Genomic DNA, 20,838 nt, shown 5'->3' on the forward strand with positions numbered 1-20,838 from the left:
CGAACCGAAGGACCAGCCGTTGGCACCGACCAGCACCAGATTCCGCGTCCCCACCGACCCGATCACCCGCCTCCGGAGCCGCCTCGGCCAGATCAGCGACCTCAAGGACTTCTCCACCGACCCCTACTCCGCCATGGACCGGCTCCACGACCGCAACGGCCCGGTGTCCTGGGTCGGCACCGGCCCGATCCGGTTCGCCCTGCTGCTCGGACCGGAGGCCAACGAGTTCGTGCTGGGCAACACCGACCTGTTCAGCTGGAGCCGGGCCTTCGAGGGCCTGGTGCCGCTGGCGGGCCCCGGAGCGCTCCTGGTCAACGACGGCGAGCGGCACCGCCGCCTGCGGAGCCTGGTCCAGCCCGCGTTCACCGCCCGCGCGGTCCACGCCCACGTGGCCACGGTGCGCGCGCACGTCGACCGGGTGGTCGACACCTGGGAACGCGCGGACGTGGTCGAGGTGAGCGGGGCCTTCCGGACCGCGCTGCGCCGCGCGACGATCCAGAGCCTGTTCGGCTCCCGCGCCGTCGCCGACGACGCCCCGCTCCAGGCCCGGCTCCAGACTGTCCACGAGGCCATCGACACCTCCTCCCTTGTGCGCCGGGTACAGAGCCTGGGACTGCCGTCCTGGAAGCGCGCCCTGGCCGCGCGCGCCCACGTACAGAGCTGGGTGGCCGGGGAGATCGCCCGCTACCGGGAGGCTGGCGGCGACCCCGAGCGCCACGTGCTGGGCACGCTGCTGCGGAGCCGGGACGCGGACGGTGCCGGCCTGACCGAGGACGAGCTCTCCGACCAGCTGATCAGTCTCCTGGAGGCGGGCGCTGAGACCACCTCCTCCGCCTTCGTCTGGACGCTCTACGAGGCCCTGGCGGACCGGCGGGTGTGGGAGGCCCTCGCCGAGGAGGTGCGCGAGCACGCCCCGGAGGGGGAGGAGCTCGGGGCGGAGCACGTGGAGCGCATGGACCTGTTGGACCGGGTGGTCCGCGAGACCCTGCGCCTGCACCCGGCCACCGTCGTCGCCTCACGGATGACCGCCACGCCGTTCCGCTTCGGCGGCCACGGCTTCGGCCCGGGATCGAAGATCGTCTTCAGCCCCTACCACACACACCGGCTCGCCTCGGTGTGGACCGACCCCCTGCGCTTCGACCCCGGCCGCTGGGACCCCTCGGGCGACGGCTACCGCAAACCGCGCCCGCACGAGTACCTGCCCTTCGGCGGCGGCCCGCACCGGTGCGTCGGCGCCGCCTTCGCCACCCTCGCGGTCAAGACCGCGATCGCCCAGGTCGTCCGGCGCGCTGACCTGTGGCTCGCCCGCAAGGGCGCCCACCCCTCCGGCCTGATCGGGATGCGCCCCAAGGAGGGGCTCACCGTCCTGGTGACCGGCACGCACGAGGCGAACAAGGACGAGGAGGCGACGGTATGACGGCCGACATGGTGCACTGGCCCGAAGAGGACGCCCGCACCTACCGGGCCGCCGGGTACTGGAGGGGCGAGACCTACGCCGACCTCCTCACCCGGCTCGCCGACGAACACGGCGACCGGACCGCGGTGGTCGACGAGCGCGTCCGGCTGAGCTACCTGGAGCTGGACGCGCGGGCGGTGCGCGTCGCCCACGGGTTGATCGGTTTGGGCATCGGTGCCGGGGACAGGGTGCTGGTCCAGCTGCCCAACCGCGCCGAGTTCCTCGTCCTGTGGTTCGCACTGGCCAAGATCGGCGCGGTGGCCGTGCACACCCAGCCCGGCCACCGGCACGCCGAACTGACCCACCTGGCCCGCCTCAGCGAGGCGTCCGCGTACGTCATCCCCGACACCCACGCGCGCTTCGACCACCGAGACCTCGCCGAGACCGTACGCGGGGCCGCCCCGTCACTGCGCCACGTGATCGTGGTCGGTGACCCGGGGGAGCACGGCTTCACCGCCTACTCCGACCTGGAGGGCGCCCGCCCGGCCGAGCCGCTCCCGCCCCACGGGGCCCGGTCCGAGGACATGGCGCTGCTACTGCTCTCGGGCGGCACCACCGGCCTGCCCAAGCTCATCCCGCGAACCCACGACGACTACCTCTACAACGCGCGAGCCGCGGGCGAGGTGTGCGGGCTCGGCCCCGAAACCGTCTACCTCGCGGTTCTGCCCGTGGCGTTCAACTACACGATGAACTGCCCCGGGGTGCTGGGCGCGCTCGCCGTCGGCGGCACCGTCGTAATGGCGCCCGACCCGGACCCGGCGCTGTGCCAGTCCCTCGTCGAGGCCGAGGGGGTGACCGTCACCTCCATCAATCCCCAGCTCGCCCCGCTGTGGCTGGAGGAGGCGGCCGCCGGGGCCGCCGACCTGTCCACATTGCAGATCCTGCAGGTGGGCAGCGCGCGCCTGGCGGACGACGTCGCCAAGCGGATGGTCGCCGAGCTGGACTGCACGGTTCAGCAGATCTTCGGCATGGCTGAGGGGCTGATCTGCCTCACCCGGCCCACCGACCCGCCGGAGATCGTCACCACCACCCAGGGCCGCCCGATCTCCGAGGCGGACGAGGTGCGCGTCGTCGACGAGGACGGCGCCGAAGTCCCTGAGGGCGAGGTCGGCGAGCTGCTCACCCGCGGCCCCTACACCCTGCGCGGCTACTACCGCGCGGCCGAGCACAACGCCAGGAGCTTCACCGCCGACGGCTTCTACCGCACCGGCGACCGGGTCCGCCGCGTTCCGACGGGCCACCTGATCGTGGCCGGGCGCAGCAAGGACCAGATCAACCGGGCCGGGGAGAAGATCGCGGCCACCGAGGTCGAGGGGCACCTGGCCGCCCACCCGACGATCCGTTCCGCCGCCCTGGTGCCTGCGCCCGACCCCGTGCTCGGTGAGCGCTCGGTCGCCTTCGTCGAGACCACCGGACAGGGCACACCGACCCGCCGCGACCTCGTCGGCTTCCTCGCCGAGCGCGGACTGGCCGCCTACAAGGTGCCGGACGAGGTACGCGCGCTCGACGCCATGCCGCTCACCCCGGTCGGGAAGGCGGACAAGAAGGCGCTCGCCGCGCTCCTGGAGAAGACAGCGGAAGGAGCTGCCCGATGAACGCCGATCCGACGGGTACCACTGGGCGGCCCACCCGCTTGGACGCCCTGTTGTCCGCCGCCGCACGCGAGTACCCCGACCGCCCCGCCGTCAGCGACGGCGACCGCGTCTCCACCTACGCGGAACTGGACGCACTGGTCGCAGACCTGGCCGGGGCCCTGGCCGGCGCGGGGGTACGCGAGGGCGACCACGTCGGCGTGTACCAGCACAGGGGCCTGGACGCCGTCGCGGTGATCCACGCCCTGCTGCGCCTGGGTGCCGTCGCCGCACCGCTGGAGGTCACCGACCCCGTCGAGCGCACGGCGCGCATGGCCGACGCCGGACTGGCCCTCCTGGTCGCCTCACCCGCGACCGCCGCCGCGGCCGAGCGTGTGCGCGCGTGTGCCGAGCGGGCAGGTGGCGGACCCGTTCGGGAGGCCGCCGGATTCCCCGTCGTGCCCCTGGACACCCCCGGGGCGCCCGCCCCGCGCACCCCCGGCGGGGGCTACCTGCTGTTCACGTCGGGCAGCACCGGCCGCCCCAAGGGTGTGCTGCTGTCCCACGGTAACGTGCGGTACTTCGCCGACTGGGCGGTCGGTGAACTCGGTATCGGCCCCGGGGACCGCATCGGCGCGCAGGCCTCGCTCACCTTCGACCTGAGCACCCTCGACCTCTTCGGCGGAGCCCTGGCCGGAGCGTGCGTGTGCGTCATGCCCGAGGAATACAAGGCCTTCCCCCGGGACGCGGTCGACTGGCTCGGCCGGGAACGGATCACCGTCCTGTACGCCGTGCCGACCCTGTACACGGCCATGCTGGAGCGGGGCGGGATCGCCGAGCGGCCCCCGCGCGACCTGCGGCTGGCCGTGTTCGCGGGCGAGCCCTTCCCCCTGGCGGCCCTGCGCCGCTACACCGGCCTCCTCGACGGCGCGGCCTTCTACAACCTGTACGGCCCCACCGAGACCAACGTGTGCACCTTCCAGCGGCTGCCGCCGGACTGGACGGAGAAGGACGGGACCCCGATCGGCACGGCCCTGCCGGGAACCCGTGTCGAGCTGGTCGACGACTCCGGCGCGGTCGCGGCGGACGAGGGCGAGATCGCGGTGGCCGGACCCTCCGTCCTCAGCGGATACCTCGACGGCCGCCGAGCACACCCCGCCACGGTGCCGCTGGTGTGCGGCGACGGGGTGGCCCGGCAGGCCTACCTGACCGGGGACCTGGCCTGCCGGGACGACGCGGGCCGCCTCCACCTGCGTGGCCGCCGCGACCACCAGGTCAAACGGAGCGGCCACCGGATCGACCTGGGCGAGATCGAGGCCGTCGTGGGCGGGCTCGACCAGGTCCGGGCGTGCGCGGCCACGTGGACACCGGGCGGGCCCGGCGGCGGACGCATCATGCTCCACGTCGAGGCCCGGGCCCCCGAGACCGAGGTGGAGCGGTCCGTGCGCGCCGCCCTGCCCGTTGCCATGACCCCCGACCAGATCGTGTTCACCGGCGCCCTGCCGCTGAATTCCCGGGGCAAGACCGACCGCCAGGCCCTGGCCGCGGTCCCAACGACGAGGAAGTGATCAGGTGGACGACGTCCAAGCCCTGTGCGCGGAGATCCGCGACGCCGTCAGCGAGTCCCACGCCGTAGCGGACGGGGAGATCGGACCGGACACGCCCCTGCTGGTGTCCGGACTGCTCGACTCGCTGACCATCATGCGGATCGTCAGCCGGGTCGAGAAGCGACTGGGCATCGCCTTCCCCGAAGAGGCGGTGGTGGCGGCGAACTTCCGCACGCCCGCCGCCCTGTGGAAGGCGGTCGAGGAGGTCCGCGGCGCCGGCGCCGGGAGCGTGTGGTGACAGACGACGTACTGGTGCAGAGCCCGGAGATCGAGGCGGCGGTGGCCGACGCCTCGAAGAGGGCCGCGTTCGCTCTCGAGAGCTGCCGGGGCGTCGGTTACCGTGACCGGTGGCGGGCCCTGACCGACGCCATCGCGGCGGGCGGGGACGCCGAAGGGCTCGGCCCCGTCACCCGCGAGGTCGCCGCCCTGGAGGGGGTGGGCCGGGCCGGGGTCGGGGCCGGGCTGACCTACGCGCTCACCTCCCAGAGGTTCGGCTTGCAGGCACCGCTGCGGTCTATCCTGACCCCCGGGCAGTGGCGCGCCCTCGGAGACGTGGAGGGCGGGGCGGCCCTGCTGTGCCACGCGCTTACCGAAGAAGGGGGCGGCAGCGACCCGCTGTCGATGGCCACACGCGCCGAACCGCTCGCCGACGGCGGGTACGTGCTCACCGGACGCAAGGCCTACGTCACCGCCGCGCCGGTCGCCGACACCGCGCTCGTCTTCGCCCGTACCTCCGAGGGCGGGCACCCGTTCGTGCTCACCCCGTTCCTGGTCGACCTGTCGGCGCCCGGGGTCAGCAGGAGCGAGCCCTTCGCCAAGACCGCGCTCGTGGAGGTGCCCATGGGGGCACTGGACTTCGACCGGGTGCGGCTCGGACCGCGAACCCTGGTCGGACGCGAGGGCGCGGGCCTGGCCGTGCTCAACGCCACGACGGCCTGGGAGCGGGCCCTGCTCCCCGCCTACGCGCTGGGGCCGATGCGGCGCGTCCTGGACCGCACCGTCGAGTGGGCCCGCACCCGGCGCCACTTCGGCCGTCGGATGGGGGAGAGCCACCTGGTCGCCGCCCGCGTGGCCGACATGGCCCTGGCCCTGATGCGCTCCCGCAGGCTCGTCTACGCGATGGCCGCACGCCTGGACGCGGGCGAGAGCCCGGCCGCGGTCGGCGTCGAGGCCGCGCTGACCAAGATCTCCGTGGCCGAGGACCACCAGGCCTTCACTCGGTGGGCCGCGATGCTCGGCGGCGCGCGCTCCTTCGTCGAGGAATCCGGACTCACCGCGGACCTGGCCACCCCCATGGCGGCCTCCGTCTACGCCGGCCCCGACGACTTGCTGCGCGTCTCCGTCGCCCGCGGGCTCGGGCTGCCCGTCGAGAACTGACCGAAGGACGAGGGAACGCACATGACCACCACCGATGTAGCGGCCGAGGACCGGATCAGGGCCGCCGCCGAAGGGCTGGCTCCCGGAGCTGCCGACATCGACCAGGGCCGGGCCGATCCGCGCGCGGCCTACACGACCCTGCGCGAGGCCGGGATGCTCGCTCTCCTGGTTCCCCGATCCGCGGGAGGGGAGGGGATGACCTTCCTGGAGTACACGCGCGCCCTGGAGACCCTGGCCACCGGCGACGGCTCGGTGGCGCTCGGGTTCAACATGCACAACGTCGCCATCGGCGGCCTGTGCGAGTCGGCCGGGGCCGAACTGCCCGCCGCCGCGGCGCGGTTCCGGGACTGGGTGTTCGACGAGGTGGTCGAGCACGGGCGCATGTTCGCCTCGGCCGTCTCCGAACCGGGGACGGGGGCCAGGCTCCGCGGAATCCGGGCGACCTACCGCCGGACGCCGACCGGGTTCGTCATCGACGGCACCAAGTCCTTCGTCTCCCTGTCGGGTGTCGCCGACCACTACGTGGTGACCGCCCGCCCGCAGGACTCCGAACACGCTGATGAGGTCTCCCACTTCGTGGTGTCACGCGACCAGCCGGGGGTGTCGTTCGGCGGTTACTGGGAGGGCGCCGCGCTGAACGCCACCGCGACCGCCGCGATGACGCTGACCGGAGTGGAGGTGGGCCGGGAGCGGCTCTTCCTCGGTGTGGAGGGGATGTCCCTGTTCAAGCTGGTGCGTGAGCCGCACTGGATGGCGGCTGGGTACGCGGGCGCTTACCTGGGCATGTGCGAGGCGATCCGCGAGGAGGTGGTCGCCCACGTCGCGGGGGACGAACGCCGCCGTGCCTCGGAGGCCGTTCGCGCCGAGGTGGGCCGGCTGTGCGTGGCGGTCGACGCCGCCCGGGCTCTGGTGTACGAGGCGGCCCGGCGCGTCGACGAGCGCAGGGGCACTGTGGGGGCCAACACCGCGGTGCACGCGGCCAAGTACGCCGTCGGGGAGCTCGGCCCCCGCCTGGCGGCCGACGCCGTCCGCATCTGCGGTTCCGCCGCGCTGCGGCGGGGCGGCGCACTGGAGCGCCTGCAGCGGGAGACCGCGTTCTGCTCGGTGATGCCCGCCAAACCGGACGCGTGCCTGGACTACGTGGGCAGGGCCGCGCTGGGGTACGACATGTTCGACGCCGACGGCCTGGACTGGTGAACGAACCGCAACGGAGGAGGGGATGACGGGTGCCGCGCGCGACTCTGTCGGAGGGCTCGGTCGAGTTCCGGGTGGTCGGGGGCGAACCCGGGCCGGGCAGCCTGGTCTTCCTGCACGAGGGACTGGGGTGCGCTGCCACGTGGTCGCGGCTGCCGGAACGCGTGGCGCGGGCCACGGGCCGCACGGCCGTGGTGTACTCCCGCCTGGGGTACGGCGGGTCGGAGCCGCTGCGCGTACCGCGCAGTGCCGACTACCTGCACGAGGAGGCCCACCGGGCGCTCCCGGAGTTCGCCGCCGGGCTCGGTATCGAGCGGCCGGTCCTGGTCGGGCACAGTGACGGCGCGTCCATCGCCCTGCTCCACGCCGCGCGGTACCCCGTGGCCGGGCTGGTGGCGATGGCCCCGCACGTGTTCGTCGAGCCGGAGACCGTAGAGGGTGTCTCCTCGGCGGTGTCGGCCTTCGACGAGGGCCGCCTGGCACGCAAGCTCGCCCTGTACCACGACGACCCCGAGGGCGTGTTCCGGTCCTGGTCGGGAGTGTGGCTGTCGCCGGGGTTCCGCGACTGGAACATCGAGGAGGAGCTGTCGGACGTCGACTGCCCCGTCCTGCTCGTCCAGGGTGAGCACGACCGGTACGGCACCGCGGCCCAGCTCCGCGCCATCGAGGCCGGGGCCCGCGGCCCGGTCCACCGGGTAGAGGTCCCCGACTGCGGTCACGCCCCTCACCTGGAACACCCCGACACCACCGCCGAGGAGGTCAACGCCTTCGTCTCTGGTCTGGAGAAGCAGCCGGGCGTGTGAGCCTGGGCCGCGTCGTGCCTGGTTACGGCGCCCTGTTCGCGAACCGTCACCCCTACAGGCTCCATCCTGCCCGCGCGTGAGTGACTGTTGGGCAACCGGTCGGCCGCACGTTTTGGCGGGGCGGCGCGGTTAGTGGTGCTGCGGACTCAGGGTCGGATCAGCGCGTTGCCGACCTTGCGGCCCGAGTCCGCCCGCCGGTAGGCCTGCGCGATCTCCTCGATCGGGTCGATCCGATCCGTGACCGGGGTGAGGTTGCCCTCGGCCACCAGCCCCAGCAGGAACGCGAAGTCCTCGGGGCGCTCCGGCGCGGCACCCGCTCGGACGTTGCCGCGGGCCCCGACCAGCTCCCACAGCCCGGCCGCGGCCAGGAGCAGCACTCCGCCGCCGTTGAGCAGTCTGCGTCCGGAGGTGGGGGAGAGGTTGCCGACGGTGTCCAGGACGACGTCGAACCGGTCGGTCAGGGAGGCAAGGTCGGTGCTCGTGTAGTCGACGGTGTGCTCGGCGCCCAGCTCGGTGACCAGGGCCAGGTTGGGTGTGCTCGTCACCCCGGTGACCCGCGCGCCGAAATGCCTGGCGAGCTGAACGGCGTTGGTGCCCACCGCCCCCGACGCCCCGTTGACCAGCACCGAGGCGCCCGGTTTCAGTGCGGCCTTGTCCCGCAGGAAGAACAGCGCGGTGGTCCCGCCGAACAGCACCCCGGCCGCGTCCTCGTGGCTCACCCCGGCAGGCTTGGGCACGGCCCTTGCAGCCGCGACCACCACGTACTCGGCGTGCGCGCCCATCCCCGGCCCGGTCATGCCGCACACCTCGTCCCCGGGGGAGAGATCGGTGACCCCCGCGCCGACGGCGTCCACGGTCCCGGAGAACACGTTGCCCAGCACCTTACGCCGCGGGCCGCGTACCCCGAACATCAGCCGGGCCAGCGGGCCGAACCCCTTGGGGAAGCGGGCGCCGCGGATCCGGGCGTCCCCCGCGGTGACCGCCGTGACGGCCACTCGCACGCGCACCTGCCCGGTCCGTGGTTCGGGGGTGGGTGACTCGACGAGGCGGACCACGTCCGGAGCCCCGTACCTCTCGACGATCGCAGCCTTCATGGGAGCTCCCTTACACATGTAAGTCACCTGTTCTGGAAAACGGTACCCTTACAGGTGTAAGTCCACAAGAGTCGGTGAGGTGAAAATGGTCGAGCGCCCAGCGCTGAACCGTGAGTGCGTGGTCGAGGCGGCGATCGCGGTCGCCGATCGCGGCGGGCTGACCGGGGTGAGCATGCGCAGTGTCGGCCGGGAACTGGGGGTGGAGGCGATGTCGCTCTACCACCACGTCTCCGGTAAGGAAGCCCTGCTCGACGCGATGGTGGACTGGATCTTCGCCCGCATCGAACCCCCAAGCGCCGGACAGCCCTGGCGGCAGGCGATGGAGGCCCGGTGCGCCTCGGCCCGCGCCGTGCTCGCCCGGCATCCGTGGGCGCTGGGGCTGATGGAGTCCCGCAGCTCCCCGGGCCCGGCGCTGCTGCACCACCACGACGCGGTACTGGGGTGCCTGCGCGCCAACGGATTTCCGGTGCGCCTGGCGGCCCACGCCTACTCGGCGCTCGACTCCTACGTCTACGGGTTCGTGCTGACCGAACTGCACCTGCCCTTCGCCCCAGGCGAGGGCGCCGAGGAGTTCACCGCGGAGCTCGCACCGCCCCCGGACGTCTACCCCCACCTGGCGGAGTTCGTCGCCGAGCTGGTGGCCGGCCGGGAATACGCCTACGGCGACGAGTTCCCCTACGGGCTGGCGCTCGTCCTCGACCAGCTGGAGCAACGGCTCGCCGACCAGGTTTCCTAGCCAGAATTCCTGGTCAGAGTCCCTCAGCTGTGGAGAACACGGGCCGGTCGCCCTGGACAGCCGGACCGGGGAGGAACTGTGGACCTACCGCTTCCCGCACCCCGGGGTCGGGCCGGGGTACGCCAACCAGTGGAACAACGGTGAGCGGGTGCGGACCGACGAAGAGCTGGCGTACGTCGAGCACCACGACGACATCACCCCCGAAGGGCCCCGGGCGGTCGCGCTGGATGCGCGCACCGGTGAGGTGGTCGAGGGCGAACACCCCGGCTTGGCGCAGGTACGAGCCGACACCGAACAGTGGCGTGCGGAGGCTAGCTCGGCCTGGTCACAGGTGGTGGGGGACGGCCCGGACTGCCATCAGGCGCCGAGCCGCCCGTTCGACGACCTGATGGTCGCACTGCTGCCCTGACCCACACCTGCCCTGCGGTGGGGCCGGTGTCTGCGGCTGTGCCGGTCGGTCCGCCGTTCTCCTCAGCCCTCGGCGGGCAACGCGTCGGCGCGCACCATCACGCAGTCGAACTCCAGCACCCGCCCGGTGCTCTCCTCCCGGGTGACCGGGTACATGCCGGTGATCTCGAAACCGTCCGCCTCATAGGTCCGGATCGCCTCATCCATACGCGGCATGCCCTCGTAGATCTGTATCAGCGCCACCTCTGACTGCATCCCGACGAATTCCCGGATACGCTCGCCCGCCCCAGCGTAGGCCTCCAGGTCGAAGCCCTGGGTGTCGAGCTTCAGGTAGGGGCGCGGGTCGGCGATACCGGCGAGGGCCTCGTCGAGGAGTCCGTCGAGGCGGCGCAGGATGACCTCCTGGGTCCGGGTCTTGCGGAACCGCTTGTACCGGGTGTCGCCGAACTCGGTTGGCCCCAGCATCGAACTCATGGAGCCGTGCACGACGTTGATGCTGTCTGTGCGGTCCTCCCGGCCCAGGGCGAACGGGCGCACCCACCAGTCCGGGTCGTCCTCGGTGACCTGCCGCAGCTTGTCGGCCACGGCGGCGACCGGCTCGAAGGAGACGATGCGGCCCCGGTAGCCGTGCGCGCGCAGCTGCTGACCGTACTGTCCGATGTTGGCACCCACGTCGAAGACGCAGTTCACCCGGTAGTGGCGCAGCAGCGAGGCGATGTGCCGCGCGCCCAGGTACTCCTGGGCCTTCTTGTGCAGCGCGAGCTCCGCCGCCGGGGGCATGTCCCGTGCCACGGACAGCGTCGCGCCGGGGCCGAGCGGCACGGGTTCGGGGACGGCCGCCGACAGGCCCGCGGAACCGGAAGTGTCCCTGGTCACGGCCCAGGAGCGCTTGTCGCTCCGCGAGACCCGGTAGTCGCCGCGGCGTTCGAGGACCACGGCCCCGGGCCCGAGATCGTGCACGTTGACGTTGAACTTCGTGAGGAGTCTGAGCAGACGTCGCCGTAGCGTTGCCATGCCCCCAACGTAACCACGAACACGCCGAAAGCAACAGATCGCCGATCTGGTCGCGGCAGCGGCCGTGGCCCTGATAGCGGTGGCGGCAGTGGTGGTGGCCACCGGCTCGGCGGGCTCATCCGCGGTCGAGGGCGTGGACGAGGGGCGCGGGGATCAGGGTCGGGTCCAGCGCCTCCACGAGCACCCGGCCGTACCGGATCTCGCGCCCGCTGGTGGTGCCCAGGAAGCGGCGCAGCCGCTGGTCGGCGGGGCGGCCGTGCTGCGCGGGCTCGCTTCGGTGGCACTGCCCGTGTGCTCCGCCCCCGGCCTTCAGCGGACCACAGCCAATACCTACTCCCTAGTACCGCGCCACCCCGGGCTTCCACAGGGTCGCCCGTTCCACTACGTAGACCTCCAGGTTGCTGATGCTCGCCCCGCACTCGGCATGGCGTTCGGTGGTGACCAGCGCGGAGGCGATGAGTTCGGCCCGGTGCCGCTCCTCGGCCTCGGTGTCGCCCACCGGGATCACCTGCCGGACGTGATGGCACCGCGCCTGGCCCTCGGCATGGACCAGCCCCACCACATACGTGCGCTTCCAGCGCCGCAGCGCGGCCTGGCGCGGGATCACGTACCGATAGCGGCAGCGCACCCGGCTGCCGTCGGGCAGCCCGGCCTCCGCCTGGTAGGTGATCGACCACCAGTTCTCGGCTACTGGCACGACCGGCGCGTGCATGGCCCGCGCCCATGCCTCCAGGGCCGACCGGTTCTTGGCCTCGATGGTGGCGGCGTCGCCCACGGCGCCCCCTGAACTGTTGAACGGGCCCCGGGCACCCCCTTGCCCTGCCCGGGGCTCTGACATTGGGTAACTCTAGGTAGTTGTCAAGATCCGAGGGGTACAGAATGTATCCCCTGCGCCTTGGTTCCCACCGGTGCTTCCCAGGAGTAGATGCCCGGTCCGGTCAGGACAGCAAACCGATCCGTAGGGCCAGCCCACCCGCCCGGTCCCGGCGCCGTGCCTGGCGTGACTCCAGTTCCTCCAGCACCATCCGCCGGGCGAAGCCGTTGTACCGGATCGTCTCCGGGGCGGCCTCGTGCGCCGCCTCCAGCACCCGCATGGCCTCCCCCGGCTGCCCCGCCAGATGATGGGCGCGGGCCTGCTCGATCCGGTGCCGGGCCCTGCGCGGCCGCGACGGGATCGCCTCCGCCGGGGCTCGTTCGGCCTGGCGCACCGCCTCGTGACCACCGCGCAGCTCCACCGCCACGGTCACCGCGTGCGCGCCCAGCACCGGTCGGGAGAACGAGGTCACCGGATGGTAGTAGGACGCGGGCAGACGTTCGGCCGCCCGGCGCGCGCTGTCCCAGTGCCGCCACGCCGTTCCGGCCTCCCCGCGCCGCGCCGCCGTGTACCCCGCCTCGAAGCGCAGCGAGCCCCAGACCGCCAGCACGTCCCGGTTCCCGTCCGGCAGGTGCCGGACCAGATGGCGGCTGGCATCCTCGGTGACCGCGTCGGCGGCCTCCCAGTCGCCCGCGTCCCGGTGCGCCTGGGCCAGCAGCCAGGCGGCCACCCCCAGCGCGTGCGGGTCCTCGGCCTCCTGTGCGGCCACCATGCCGCGCTCGGCCACCCGCCACAGCAGACTCTGCGCGGGCTGGTAGGCGATGAAGAACTGCGCGAGCGAGCACACCTCTGACAGCACCGACTGCGCCGAGGCCCGTGCGGCCCCGTCCTCGGCCTGGCGCACCGCCCGCTGCGCGTCCTCGAACAGCCCGGGCAACAACCGGCCCACCACCTCCCGGTGGTTGGGTGCCGAGTGCCGGGCCCGCCAGGCCCCGGCCAGCCGGGCACGCAACTCTTCTGTCGGTGGGGAGGGCCGGTCGTCCCACCCAGGCAGGGCGTTGACCGCCGCCCGCACCCTCGGCAGCAGGGTGTGCCCCGGACCCGTGAACAGCTCCACCGGAACGGACTGCTCACCGGTGAGCTCGGCGAGGTCGCGGATCCGCAGCGCCTCGACCAGGCGCAGCAGGATCGGGAGTTTCGGAGTGCCCAGACGACCGGTCTCCACGGCCTTGACCCACGAGGCCGAGCGGCCCACCAGCCCGCCCAACACCTCCCTGGTCAGGCCGCGCCTGGTGCGGTTCAGTCTGAGACGGGTACCGAAGGAGACCTCGACCTCGTGTGGGTCCGGGGTGCCGTCCACGGGCATCGCGCTGCCGTCCTTCCCTGGGGAGACGCGGAGTCCAGGGTACGAGGGCACCTCCTACTCCGGGGCGGGAACGGCCGAACCTCCTCCTGTCGAGCCCCTTCCGCCTCCCATCCTTCCTTCGAACCCCCTCTGGCCTGTGCTGATGCCTCTTTCAGGCCTCCGGCGGGTGAGAGGACCGGCCAGCGGACGAAGAGGAAATCCGCGCGGCCTGCTCGCGGCGCGGCCTGCTCGCGGCGCGGCCCGCTTGCCGCGCGGCAAGCGCCTGGTCAGGTAACGACAGCGGCACCTGGCCCGGTCTGCAGGAGGATCGGGGACACGGCGAACCCGTGGCGGGTGTAGGCGGAGACCGCCCGGTCGCTGGAGTGGACGGTCACCCGCTCCACCCCGAGTTCTCGGGCCAGTTCCAGCACCGCCTCGACCAGCTGACCGCCCAGGCCGCCGCCGCGCAGCTCCGGGCGCACGTACACGCACTGCATGTCAGCCGAGGCCCGCTCGAACGATCGCGGCTGCGGCACGCGCGGGGTGATAGCCAGCCAGGCCATGCCGACGACCGACCCGTCCAGGGCCGCGACGAAGCAGTGGTGGGAGCCCTGGTGTTGTTTGCCCCAGTCCACGAACCGGGGTACGAACTCGTCGAGCGTCAGGTCGGGGGTGCCGCGGTTCTCCTGTTCCCACAACCACCGGAGTTCGGCGACGGCGTGCAGGTCCTCGGGGCCGGCGGTGCGGATGACGACATCGTTCATGCCCCGATTGTGCAGCAGCGGCCCGGAACGGTCACCGGGATTTCCCAGTGCCCGAAGACTCCGAACTCGAGGGCTCCGGACACTGAGGAGCTCTTTGAACCCGAAGGCTCCGGACACGGCGGAGCCCCCGGACCGTTTGGCTCCGAGGGCTCCAGCGGTTCCTCAGCCGCGGTACTCCGACGCACGGTCCTCGGCCGCCGCCACCATCTGTTCCTGCCGGGCACGGACCGCGGGCCGCTCCGGGTGCGCCACCCGGCTCAGTTCGTTGCGGCGGCCGTGGCGGTTGGCCAGGGCCACCGCAGACGAACGGCGGATGCCCAGCTCCTCGCCCTGTTCGGCCAAGGACTGGCGTACTCGGCCGCGGTAGGCGTGCCGCGCCACGAAGTACACGAGCACGGCGGCCAGGAACACGGCCAGGGTCTTGACGAGGATCCCGAGGAGGTTCCCCATCAGCGGTGAGTCGAAGAACCAGTGCACGCCCATCGCCAACAGCAGCAGGAGCAGCGCACCCACCCCCCGGCGGGCTCCGGGCCGCCAGGCCGCGGCGGCCAGCAGGCCGATCGCGGTACCCGCCACGGCCGACATCGCCCAGTGCGAACCCAACCCGGTGAGGCCGACCCGCAGGAAGAGCGTCTGGACCACCGAGGCCATCCCCTCCGTGGCCCCCTGCATGGTGATCATGTTGAGCGCGTAGGTGAGGTCCTCCACCAGCTGAAACCCCAGCCCCACCAGGGCACCCATGATGAAACCGTCGATCGGTCCGCGCACCGCGCGCGGGGCGATGACCGCGATCAGCACGACCCCGGTGACCTTGAGCAGCTCCTCGTTGATCGGCGCGGTCAGCGCCGCACCCCAGGCGGAGCCGAACTCCAGGCCACCGGCCCGGGACCACGCGGATATCAGCTGGTGGTTGGCGACCAGTGCCAGCCCGATCGCTCCGGTCATGCCCCAGATCAGGGCCAGTAACGAGAACGTCAGGCTCGGGGCCCGGACCGGGCGGATACGGCGCAGGATCCAGAACCCGAGTACCCCCACCCCGGCGAGCAGGATCATCGAGACCACGGCTTCGGCGGTGAAGACCCGGATCGCCCCGGTGAAGTTCAGCAGGGTGTAGCCGAAACCGCCCAGGCAGAGCACTCCGAAGAGCACCATGGCGACCAGGCTCGGCAGACGTTGTGTGCGTGGCGGTTCCGGGGCCGTTCTCTGCGCGGGCAGGCGTTCGGTGCCCTCGTTGCCCTGTCCGGACTCCCGGGGGGTGGGCACCTGGCCGCCAGCGGTGGACGGAACGCGGGGTTCGGGGTGCGCATGGCTCATGAGGTGCCTCCGGAGGACCGGTCGAACCGGAGCGACTGGAGCAGTTTCTCCGCGTCGGCGAGTTCGGTTTGGCTGGCGTTGGCGCCGAAGACCTGTGCCTCCACCGCGAAGTCCTCGCGCGGGGCGGGGAAGACGGTCGCCGAACCGGTGTGCTGCCGGATGTGCATGTCGCCGGTGAGCCCCTCCGCGCCGCTCTCCGACGTGATGGGTTTCGGTTCGCCCAGAGCCGCCGAGGCGTCACTGACCCGGACGATGTCGCGCATGCCCTCCCACAGTTCGCTGGCGGTGGCGCTCTCCACCGGTTGCACCACGCTCACAATGAGGTTCACCGGCCCCTTGGTGAAGAGGTACTGCTGCCCCTGGGAGCTGGAGCCCGCATCGAGCTCCCAGCCGTCGTCGAAGGTCACCGAGGCCTCGTGAGTTTCGCTGGACCCGAGCATCATGCTCTGGCCCTCGGCTATCTCCTCGGTCTTGGGCAGAGCCGAGTTCACCAGCGCCCACCCCCCGGTCAGTACCGCGACCACTACCGCGGTGACCCCCAACGGGAACCAGTTGCTCCGCGGCCCCCGCGGTCTGGCATGGCGCAGCTGCGCGCTCTCCTCCGCCATCGTGCCCCCACCCCTGTGTTCGTCTGAACGACATGTCTGTGCAACAGCGAAACACCCAAAGAAGGGCGTAAGGTCGAAAAAAGGGATACTTGGCGCATGTTTGCGGTGATTTCACCCGGGCCGGGGGTAGTGCGACCAGCACTTTGCCTCCGAAACAGCGGTGGGTCCGCTCCGCGGTCGTCGGGGGAGCCCCGGCGGTCCTCGAAAAGCGCCCGGTACGCGTTGGCCGAAGGCGGCCCCCGTCAGCGGGCTTTGCTCCCTTGGCGGGGAAGTCCACCCGTGAGGGGATGCCATCCCAGCGTGATGGCCTACCGACGGAAGAGCACGGGAAACCGATGCCGAAGCAGCCCACCGATCCCCTCGACGCGGATCGCTCCTCACTTAGCCACCGGATCCGCTACGCGTTGCGCCCCCCGGGCGGATCGGGCCCTACGTGCTCCGCTCCGCGCGCGACCTGCGACTCCGCCTCATCCACCGCGACCACGTCTCCTACTACCGCGCGGTGATGGCCTCCGACGCCGCACGCGGCCTCCAGCACAAACTGCCGCACCTGACCCTCACCCAGGACCTGACCTTCGACTTCCTCCCCGAAGGCGCCTTCGACGTCGTCCACGCGCACAGCGTCTTCTCGCACTCGCCCCTGGAGGTGATCGACGAGTGCCTGGCCCACGTGGGCAGGGTGCTCGCCCGGGGCGGGTTCTTCGATTTCACCTTCGACCGCACGGAGGGGGCCGAACACCACGTGCTGCGGGAGGACTTCTACTACCGCGCCGAGACCCTGATCGACCTCGCTGCCGAGCACGGGCTGCGGGCACGCTTCATGGAGGACTGGGAGGAGCGACCGCACGGCCAGTCCAAGATCCGGGTCACCGCCCCGGACTGATCCTTCACCCTGGGCGGAGGTTGTGGACGCATCGGGTCACCACGAGGCCTGTCCGGTCGCGATTCGGTCGCAGGTGGGTCTTTGTTCAGTTTCTCGTATGTGATCGTGTCATCCGGGCGAGTGACTCGCGGGTCAGGACAGTGTGGCCTCCGAACGCCATCCCCCGGTCACGACTCAGGGGCGGAACCGGTCCAGAGCCGAGGCGCGCCACCAACCGAAAGGATGTCCATGTCCTTGGCAGCACGCGCCAAGCGCACCGCTGAACGCCTGCTCCCGCCCTCCGTCCGAGCCCGACGGGAGGAGGAGCGCCAAGCCGCCGCGGCCCGGGCCGCCGAGGAGCGCCGACGGGCCAGGACCGCCGCTCGCCGCGCCGCCCTCCTGGCCGAGGACCCCCAGCTGCGCGCCTTCACCGCGCCGCCGGGCGAGACGGACGCGGAGACGGACATGGACAAGGGTGGCGGGCAGGCCCGACCCCAGGAACCGAGCGCACTGCTGGGCCGGGTCGTTCGGCACTTCACCGCCGCCGACGCCTCCGCCCGCAACCTGGACCTGGTCACCGAGGCGCTGCGCAGCGCCGGAATCGACCACTTCATGGTTCCGGGCCGCTCCCCGCTGCGCCACGTCGTGGGCGTGCACCGCTCGGACAAGAAGGCCTTCCTGACCGCCATGCGTGAACTCCACGCGAACAGCGCCGTCTACGCCGTCAAGCCCGGAGCGCAGGGTGTGGCCGCCCACTACTGCGCCTACGTCGACGGCGCCCTGAGCGACGCCGTCAAGTCGGGACTGATCATTCGCTTCGCCGAACAGCTGCTCTCCCCGCGGGGAGATCTGTTCGCCGGGCTCGAGTACGGCTGTGACGTGGAGTTCTGGCGGGACGGCAGCTCCGTGCTGGAGAGCGAACGAGCGGCCCAGGCCCTGGACAGGCTCCGGGTCAAGGTCCCCGTCGAGGCCATGGCGGACGCGCTGCTGGCCCCGCGCCCCAACCGGATCGCGGATGTCCTGCCCCCCGCCGAACGCGTCCCGGCCACCCTCACTGTCCAGGACCGCGAGCTTCCCACCTACCGGCCCTTCTCCCACCGGCGGGCCGAGGAGGTCGCCTTCCCCGTCGACGTGGTCTACACGTGGGTGGACGGCTCCGACCCGGTGCACGCCGACAAGCGGGCCCAGCACCGGGGCCAGCGCTCGGACCTGGCCTCACACGCCGCCAACGTCTCCCGTTACACCGACCACGAGGAACTCCGCTACTCGCTGCGCTCCCTGCAGATGTACGCGCCGTTCGTCCGGAACATCTACGTGGTGACCGACAGCCAGGTCCCCTGCTGGCTGGACGTGAGCCAGCCGGGCATCACGGTGGTCGACCACCGTGACATCTTCACCGATCCCAGCGTTCTGCCGGTCTTCAGCTCACGGGCGATCGAGACCCAGCTGCACCACATCGAGGGCCTCTCCGAGCGCTACCTCTACCTCAACGACGACGTGTTCTTCGCCGGCCCGGTCGGCGCCGAGCACTTCTTCCACGCCAACGGGATCGCCCTGCTGCCGTTCTCCTCGCACCAGATCGGCGTGGGCCCGCCCATCCCGGAGGAGGTGGCGCCCAACTGGGCCGGGAAGAACGCTCGCGAACTCTTCCTGGAGTCCTTCGGCGCGACCATCACCCACAAGATCCGGCACGCCCCCTTCCCGCAGATTCGCGCAGTGCACCGGGAACTGGAGGAGCGGTACCGCGAGGACGTGGAACGCACCGCCGCCTCCCGGTTCCGGCACCCGGACGACATCGCCATGGCCACCACGCTGCACCAGTACTACGCCCTGCTCAGCGGCTACGGGGTGCGCGGTGAGTACCGGACCAGATACGTGGACATCGGCACCGACACCGCGGCTGACCGGCTCGCCGCACTGGCCGCGGGGGATCCGGCGGAGGGGGAGTACGACTTCCTCTGCCTCAACGACTGCGACACCCCGCCCGAACGCCAGGAGGCGGTGAGCCGCATGGTCCGCGACTTCCTGGAGCGCCGCTTCCCCTTCCCCTCCCGCTTCGAGAAGGAGAGCGAACCGGTCGGCGGCCCCGAACCGGAGATCTCCGCAGCCGCCTGACCCGCCCGGCCTGAACTGGTGACTCGTAGGGGACCCGTGCCCGCACGGGCCCCGGTTGTGTCTCGGGGTCAGCGCAGGCGGCGGATGTCGCCTCGAACGCGGTAGAAACCGCCGCTGGTGGAGGTGAGGACCTCACCCACGACGTAGCGGGCGCCCGGGTGCCGGATGTCTTTGGGGAACTGCACCCTCAGCGAGGGGTCGTAGCCGTCGGAGACCACGCGCACGCGCAGTCGGCCGCCCTCGTTCACGCACTCCACGACGATCCCGTCGGCGTCGGAGATCTCGGCCGCGCGAACGGTTTCCAGTTCGGTGGCGGGGGTGACCGCGTCCCAGGCCGGAGCCTTGACGCAGACCGGCTCCGGGACGCTGCCCTGTTCGGCGGCCATGATGGCGGACTCAGACGCGTCGATGCAGGCCAGGGAGCCGTCGGTGGTGACGATGTAGAGCCGGTCCTGGTGGAACTGCATCGAGTAGGCCGAGCCGCACCCCGTCGCCAGCTTCCACAGGCGGCGGCCGTCCCGGGCGAAGCAGTAGACCGAGGAGTGATTGTCACCCGCGAAGACGTAGCGGCCGTCCGGGGAGGCCGCGCAGGAGAAGACAGCGCCGTCGCAGCGGTAGGTCGACCGGTGTTCCCCGTTCTTGCCGATGCGGTCCACGGAGTTGCGGGCGGTGGCGGCGAAGACCTCCCCGCCCTCCTGCCAGCCGAACAGCACCGCGCCGCTGGTCGGCACTGACCAGCGCTCGTCTCCGGTGCGCGCGTCGTACATGGTCACGCCCCGGGAGTGGCCGTGGTAGACACCGGCCTCGTCGTGGCGGACCATCCACGCGGAGTTGCCCGTGCTGCGCCGTGCCCACTGGAACTCGTCCTCGTGGTCAATCACGGTGATCCGGCCCGCGACGTCGGAGACTCCCAGCACGCCGTCGTGGATGTCGAGCCAGTAGATGTCCACGTCCTCGGCGATCTCGTACGCCACGTGCGGGATCTTCGCGCCCAGGTCGTAGACCTTGCCGTCGTCACAGCCCGCGTAGATCCAGAAGTCGTCGGCCACGATGCACTTGACGCCGTCCGGCAGGCCGTAGCGGGCGGTGACCTCGCCCTGGTGGGACAGGGTGTACACGTCTCCCCGCTCGTTGCCGACCCAGCAGCGCTCGTCGTCGACGAAGATGCCGAAGGCGGGACTACCCGAGCGGAACCGCCACAGCACCGGGGCCTGACGCGCGGTCGACCGCTGGCTGACGATGCTCCGCCGGGTCACGGCGCGCCGCTTGCGGACCCCGGCCACCGCCGGCTCGTACCCTTTGCGGCGCTTCTCGGCGATCTTCTTCGCCGCCGTGGCCTCGGCCTTGGCGACCGTGGCGTGGCCCGCGGTGCGGGACTGGCCGGGCTCACCGATCCGCCCGTAGCGGATGGTGACGTCGGTGCCGTCCACGATGACCTCGTAGAACTTGTGCGCGCCGCCGCCTTCTTCCGAAAGTTCCAGGTAGGTGCGGGTGCTGCTGGTGGAGGTCATGGACCGTACCCTTCGGCGATCGGTTCCCGGGCACACCGAAGGAACGGCGGGCACCAGGCAGAGGAGGAGAGGGGGTGCGTGCCTCCGGGGGCGGAGGCCGTGTCGACTGGTTTCCAATCTACGGACCGGTACCGACAATCCAGCGTCTACGCAGTTCAGAAGCGCACTTCGCGGTTCAGGGCCGCACCCCGAAGCCGGCTCTGCGCTCCGCCCCGGTGCCAAGGCCGGAACCGTGTACCGAAGTC

General features: G+C 71.8%; 18 protein-coding genes and 1 pseudogene. 11 read left to right on the forward strand and 8 right to left on the reverse strand.

Annotation, left to right across the window (positions count from 1 at the left end):
* The first annotated feature begins 19 nt into the window (after nucleotides 1-19).
* Genes D457_RS32030 through D457_RS0107120 form a run of 7 tightly spaced genes read left to right on the forward strand, consistent with a single transcriptional unit; the run spans nucleotide 20 to nucleotide 8,008 of the window.
* Nucleotides 20-1,417, forward strand: a complete 1,398-nt coding sequence (locus D457_RS32030; RefSeq protein ID WP_160167389.1) for a cytochrome P450 — start codon at nucleotides 20-22, stop codon at nucleotides 1,415-1,417.
* A complete protein-coding gene (locus D457_RS0107095) occupies nucleotides 1,414-3,051 on the forward strand; it encodes a (2,3-dihydroxybenzoyl)adenylate synthase (protein ID WP_017579953.1) in 1,638 nt (545 codons plus the stop codon). Before D457_RS32030 ends, D457_RS0107095 begins: the two co-directional genes overlap by 4 nt.
* Complete coding sequence (locus tag D457_RS0107100) at nucleotides 3,048-4,595, forward strand: AMP-binding protein (RefSeq protein WP_017579954.1); 1,548 nt, start codon at nucleotides 3,048-3,050, stop codon at nucleotides 4,593-4,595. The genes D457_RS0107095 and D457_RS0107100 overlap by 4 nt, the downstream gene beginning before the upstream one ends.
* A gap of 4 nt (nucleotides 4,596-4,599) precedes the next feature.
* Entirely contained in the window at nucleotides 4,600-4,872 is a 273-nt protein-coding gene (locus tag D457_RS32035; protein ID WP_017579955.1) for an acyl carrier protein, read from the forward strand.
* A complete protein-coding gene (locus D457_RS0107110; protein WP_204367445.1) occupies nucleotides 4,869-6,011 on the forward strand; it encodes an acyl-CoA dehydrogenase family protein in 1,143 nt (380 codons plus the stop codon). Before D457_RS32035 ends, D457_RS0107110 begins: the two co-directional genes overlap by 4 nt.
* Nucleotides 6,012-6,032: 21 nt before the next feature.
* Nucleotides 6,033-7,208 (forward strand): acyl-CoA dehydrogenase family protein, encoded by a 1,176-nt coding sequence (locus D457_RS0107115; RefSeq protein ID WP_017579957.1) that lies wholly within the window; start codon nucleotides 6,033-6,035, stop codon nucleotides 7,206-7,208.
* A gap of 29 nt (nucleotides 7,209-7,237) precedes the next feature.
* Nucleotides 7,238-8,008, forward strand: coding sequence for an alpha/beta fold hydrolase (locus D457_RS0107120; protein WP_017579958.1), 771 nt, complete (start codon nucleotides 7,238-7,240; stop codon nucleotides 8,006-8,008).
* A gap of 146 nt (nucleotides 8,009-8,154) precedes the next feature.
* Here D457_RS0107120 and D457_RS0107125 read toward each other — a convergent pair whose 3' ends face one another.
* Entirely contained in the window at nucleotides 8,155-9,102 is a 948-nt protein-coding gene (locus D457_RS0107125; protein ID WP_017579959.1) for an NAD(P)-dependent alcohol dehydrogenase, read from the reverse strand.
* Between the two features lie 85 nt (nucleotides 9,103-9,187).
* On the opposite strand from D457_RS0107125, the gene D457_RS0107130 reads away from it, so the two are divergent.
* Nucleotides 9,188-9,838 carry a TetR/AcrR family transcriptional regulator gene (locus tag D457_RS0107130; RefSeq protein WP_017579960.1) on the forward strand — a complete coding sequence of 217 codons (651 nt, stop codon included), beginning with the start codon at nucleotides 9,188-9,190 and terminating at the stop codon, nucleotides 9,836-9,838.
* A 148-nt stretch (nucleotides 9,839-9,986) separates the two neighbouring features.
* A complete protein-coding gene (locus D457_RS0107135; protein ID WP_017579961.1) occupies nucleotides 9,987-10,247 on the forward strand; it encodes a hypothetical protein in 261 nt (86 codons plus the stop codon).
* Between the two features lie 62 nt (nucleotides 10,248-10,309).
* On the opposite strand, the gene D457_RS0107140 is transcribed toward D457_RS0107135, so the two are convergent.
* From D457_RS0107140 to D457_RS0107165, 6 genes are all read right to left on the reverse strand, one after another.
* Entirely contained in the window at nucleotides 10,310-11,260 is a 951-nt protein-coding gene (locus tag D457_RS0107140) for an FkbM family methyltransferase (protein WP_026116419.1), read from the reverse strand.
* Between the two features lie 337 nt (nucleotides 11,261-11,597).
* On the reverse strand, nucleotides 11,598-12,035 hold the full coding sequence (locus D457_RS0107145) for a hypothetical protein (RefSeq protein WP_017579963.1): 438 nt from the start codon (nucleotides 12,033-12,035) through the stop codon (nucleotides 11,598-11,600).
* 163 nt (nucleotides 12,036-12,198) lie between these two features.
* Nucleotides 12,199-13,440 carry a helix-turn-helix domain-containing protein gene (locus D457_RS0107150; RefSeq protein WP_017579964.1) on the reverse strand — a complete coding sequence of 414 codons (1,242 nt, stop codon included), beginning with the start codon at nucleotides 13,438-13,440 and terminating at the stop codon, nucleotides 12,199-12,201.
* 266 nt (nucleotides 13,441-13,706) lie between these two features.
* Nucleotides 13,707-14,183, reverse strand: a complete 477-nt coding sequence (locus D457_RS0107155; protein ID WP_017579965.1) for a GNAT family N-acetyltransferase — start codon at nucleotides 14,181-14,183, stop codon at nucleotides 13,707-13,709.
* 162 nt (nucleotides 14,184-14,345) lie between these two features.
* Nucleotides 14,346-15,497 (reverse strand): PrsW family intramembrane metalloprotease, encoded by a 1,152-nt coding sequence (locus D457_RS0107160; protein WP_017579966.1) that lies wholly within the window; start codon nucleotides 15,495-15,497, stop codon nucleotides 14,346-14,348.
* On the reverse strand, nucleotides 15,494-16,105 hold the full coding sequence (locus D457_RS0107165) for a hypothetical protein (protein ID WP_026116420.1): 612 nt from the start codon (nucleotides 16,103-16,105) through the stop codon (nucleotides 15,494-15,496). Before D457_RS0107165 ends, D457_RS0107160 begins: the two co-directional genes overlap by 4 nt.
* Nucleotides 16,106-16,440: 335 nt before the next feature.
* Here D457_RS0107165 and D457_RS32040 point away from each other — a divergent pair.
* Both D457_RS32040 and D457_RS32045 read left to right on the forward strand, forming a co-directional pair.
* Nucleotides 16,441-16,988: pseudogene (locus tag D457_RS32040) on the forward strand (hypothetical protein).
* A 228-nt stretch (nucleotides 16,989-17,216) separates the two neighbouring features.
* A complete protein-coding gene (locus D457_RS32045; RefSeq protein ID WP_017579969.1) occupies nucleotides 17,217-19,082 on the forward strand; it encodes a stealth family protein in 1,866 nt (621 codons plus the stop codon).
* Nucleotides 19,083-19,150: 68 nt separating this feature from the next.
* On the opposite strand, the gene D457_RS0107180 is transcribed toward D457_RS32045, so the two are convergent.
* A complete protein-coding gene (locus tag D457_RS0107180; RefSeq protein ID WP_017579970.1) occupies nucleotides 19,151-20,593 on the reverse strand; it encodes a WGR domain-containing protein in 1,443 nt (480 codons plus the stop codon).
* Between the last annotated feature and the right edge of the window lie 245 nt (nucleotides 20,594-20,838).

This window comes from Nocardiopsis valliformis DSM 45023 (assembly GCF_000340985.1).
Taxonomy (GTDB): domain Bacteria; phylum Actinomycetota; class Actinomycetes; order Streptosporangiales; family Streptosporangiaceae; genus Nocardiopsis; species Nocardiopsis exhalans.

Bases quoted from the DNA above. Each gene is read 5' to 3' on its own strand.
- D457_RS0107095 (WP_017579953.1), top strand. From the start codon at position 1,414: ATGACGGCCGACATGGTGCACTGGCCCGAAGAGGACGCCCGCACCTAC.
- D457_RS0107100 (WP_017579954.1), top strand. From the start codon at position 3,048: ATGAACGCCGATCCGACGGGTACCACTGGGCGGCCCACCCGCTTGGAC.
- D457_RS0107115 (WP_017579957.1), top strand. From the start codon at position 6,033: ATGACCACCACCGATGTAGCGGCCGAGGACCGGATCAGGGCCGCCGCC.
- D457_RS0107125 (WP_017579959.1), bottom strand. From the start codon at position 9,102: ATGAAGGCTGCGATCGTCGAGAGGTACGGGGCTCCGGACGTGGTCCGC.
- D457_RS0107130 (WP_017579960.1), top strand. From the start codon at position 9,188: ATGGTCGAGCGCCCAGCGCTGAACCGTGAGTGCGTGGTCGAGGCGGCG.
- D457_RS0107140 (WP_026116419.1), bottom strand. From the start codon at position 11,260: ATGGCAACGCTACGGCGACGTCTGCTCAGACTCCTCACGAAGTTCAAC.
- D457_RS0107150 (WP_017579964.1), bottom strand. From the start codon at position 13,440: ATGCCCGTGGACGGCACCCCGGACCCACACGAGGTCGAGGTCTCCTTC.
- D457_RS0107155 (WP_017579965.1), bottom strand. From the start codon at position 14,183: ATGAACGATGTCGTCATCCGCACCGCCGGCCCCGAGGACCTGCACGCC.
- D457_RS0107160 (WP_017579966.1), bottom strand. From the start codon at position 15,497: ATGAGCCATGCGCACCCCGAACCCCGCGTTCCGTCCACCGCTGGCGGC.
- D457_RS0107165 (WP_026116420.1), bottom strand. From the start codon at position 16,105: ATGGCGGAGGAGAGCGCGCAGCTGCGCCATGCCAGACCGCGGGGGCCG.
- D457_RS32045 (WP_017579969.1), top strand. From the start codon at position 17,217: ATGTCCTTGGCAGCACGCGCCAAGCGCACCGCTGAACGCCTGCTCCCG.
- D457_RS0107180 (WP_017579970.1), bottom strand. From the start codon at position 20,593: ATGACCTCCACCAGCAGCACCCGCACCTACCTGGAACTTTCGGAAGAA.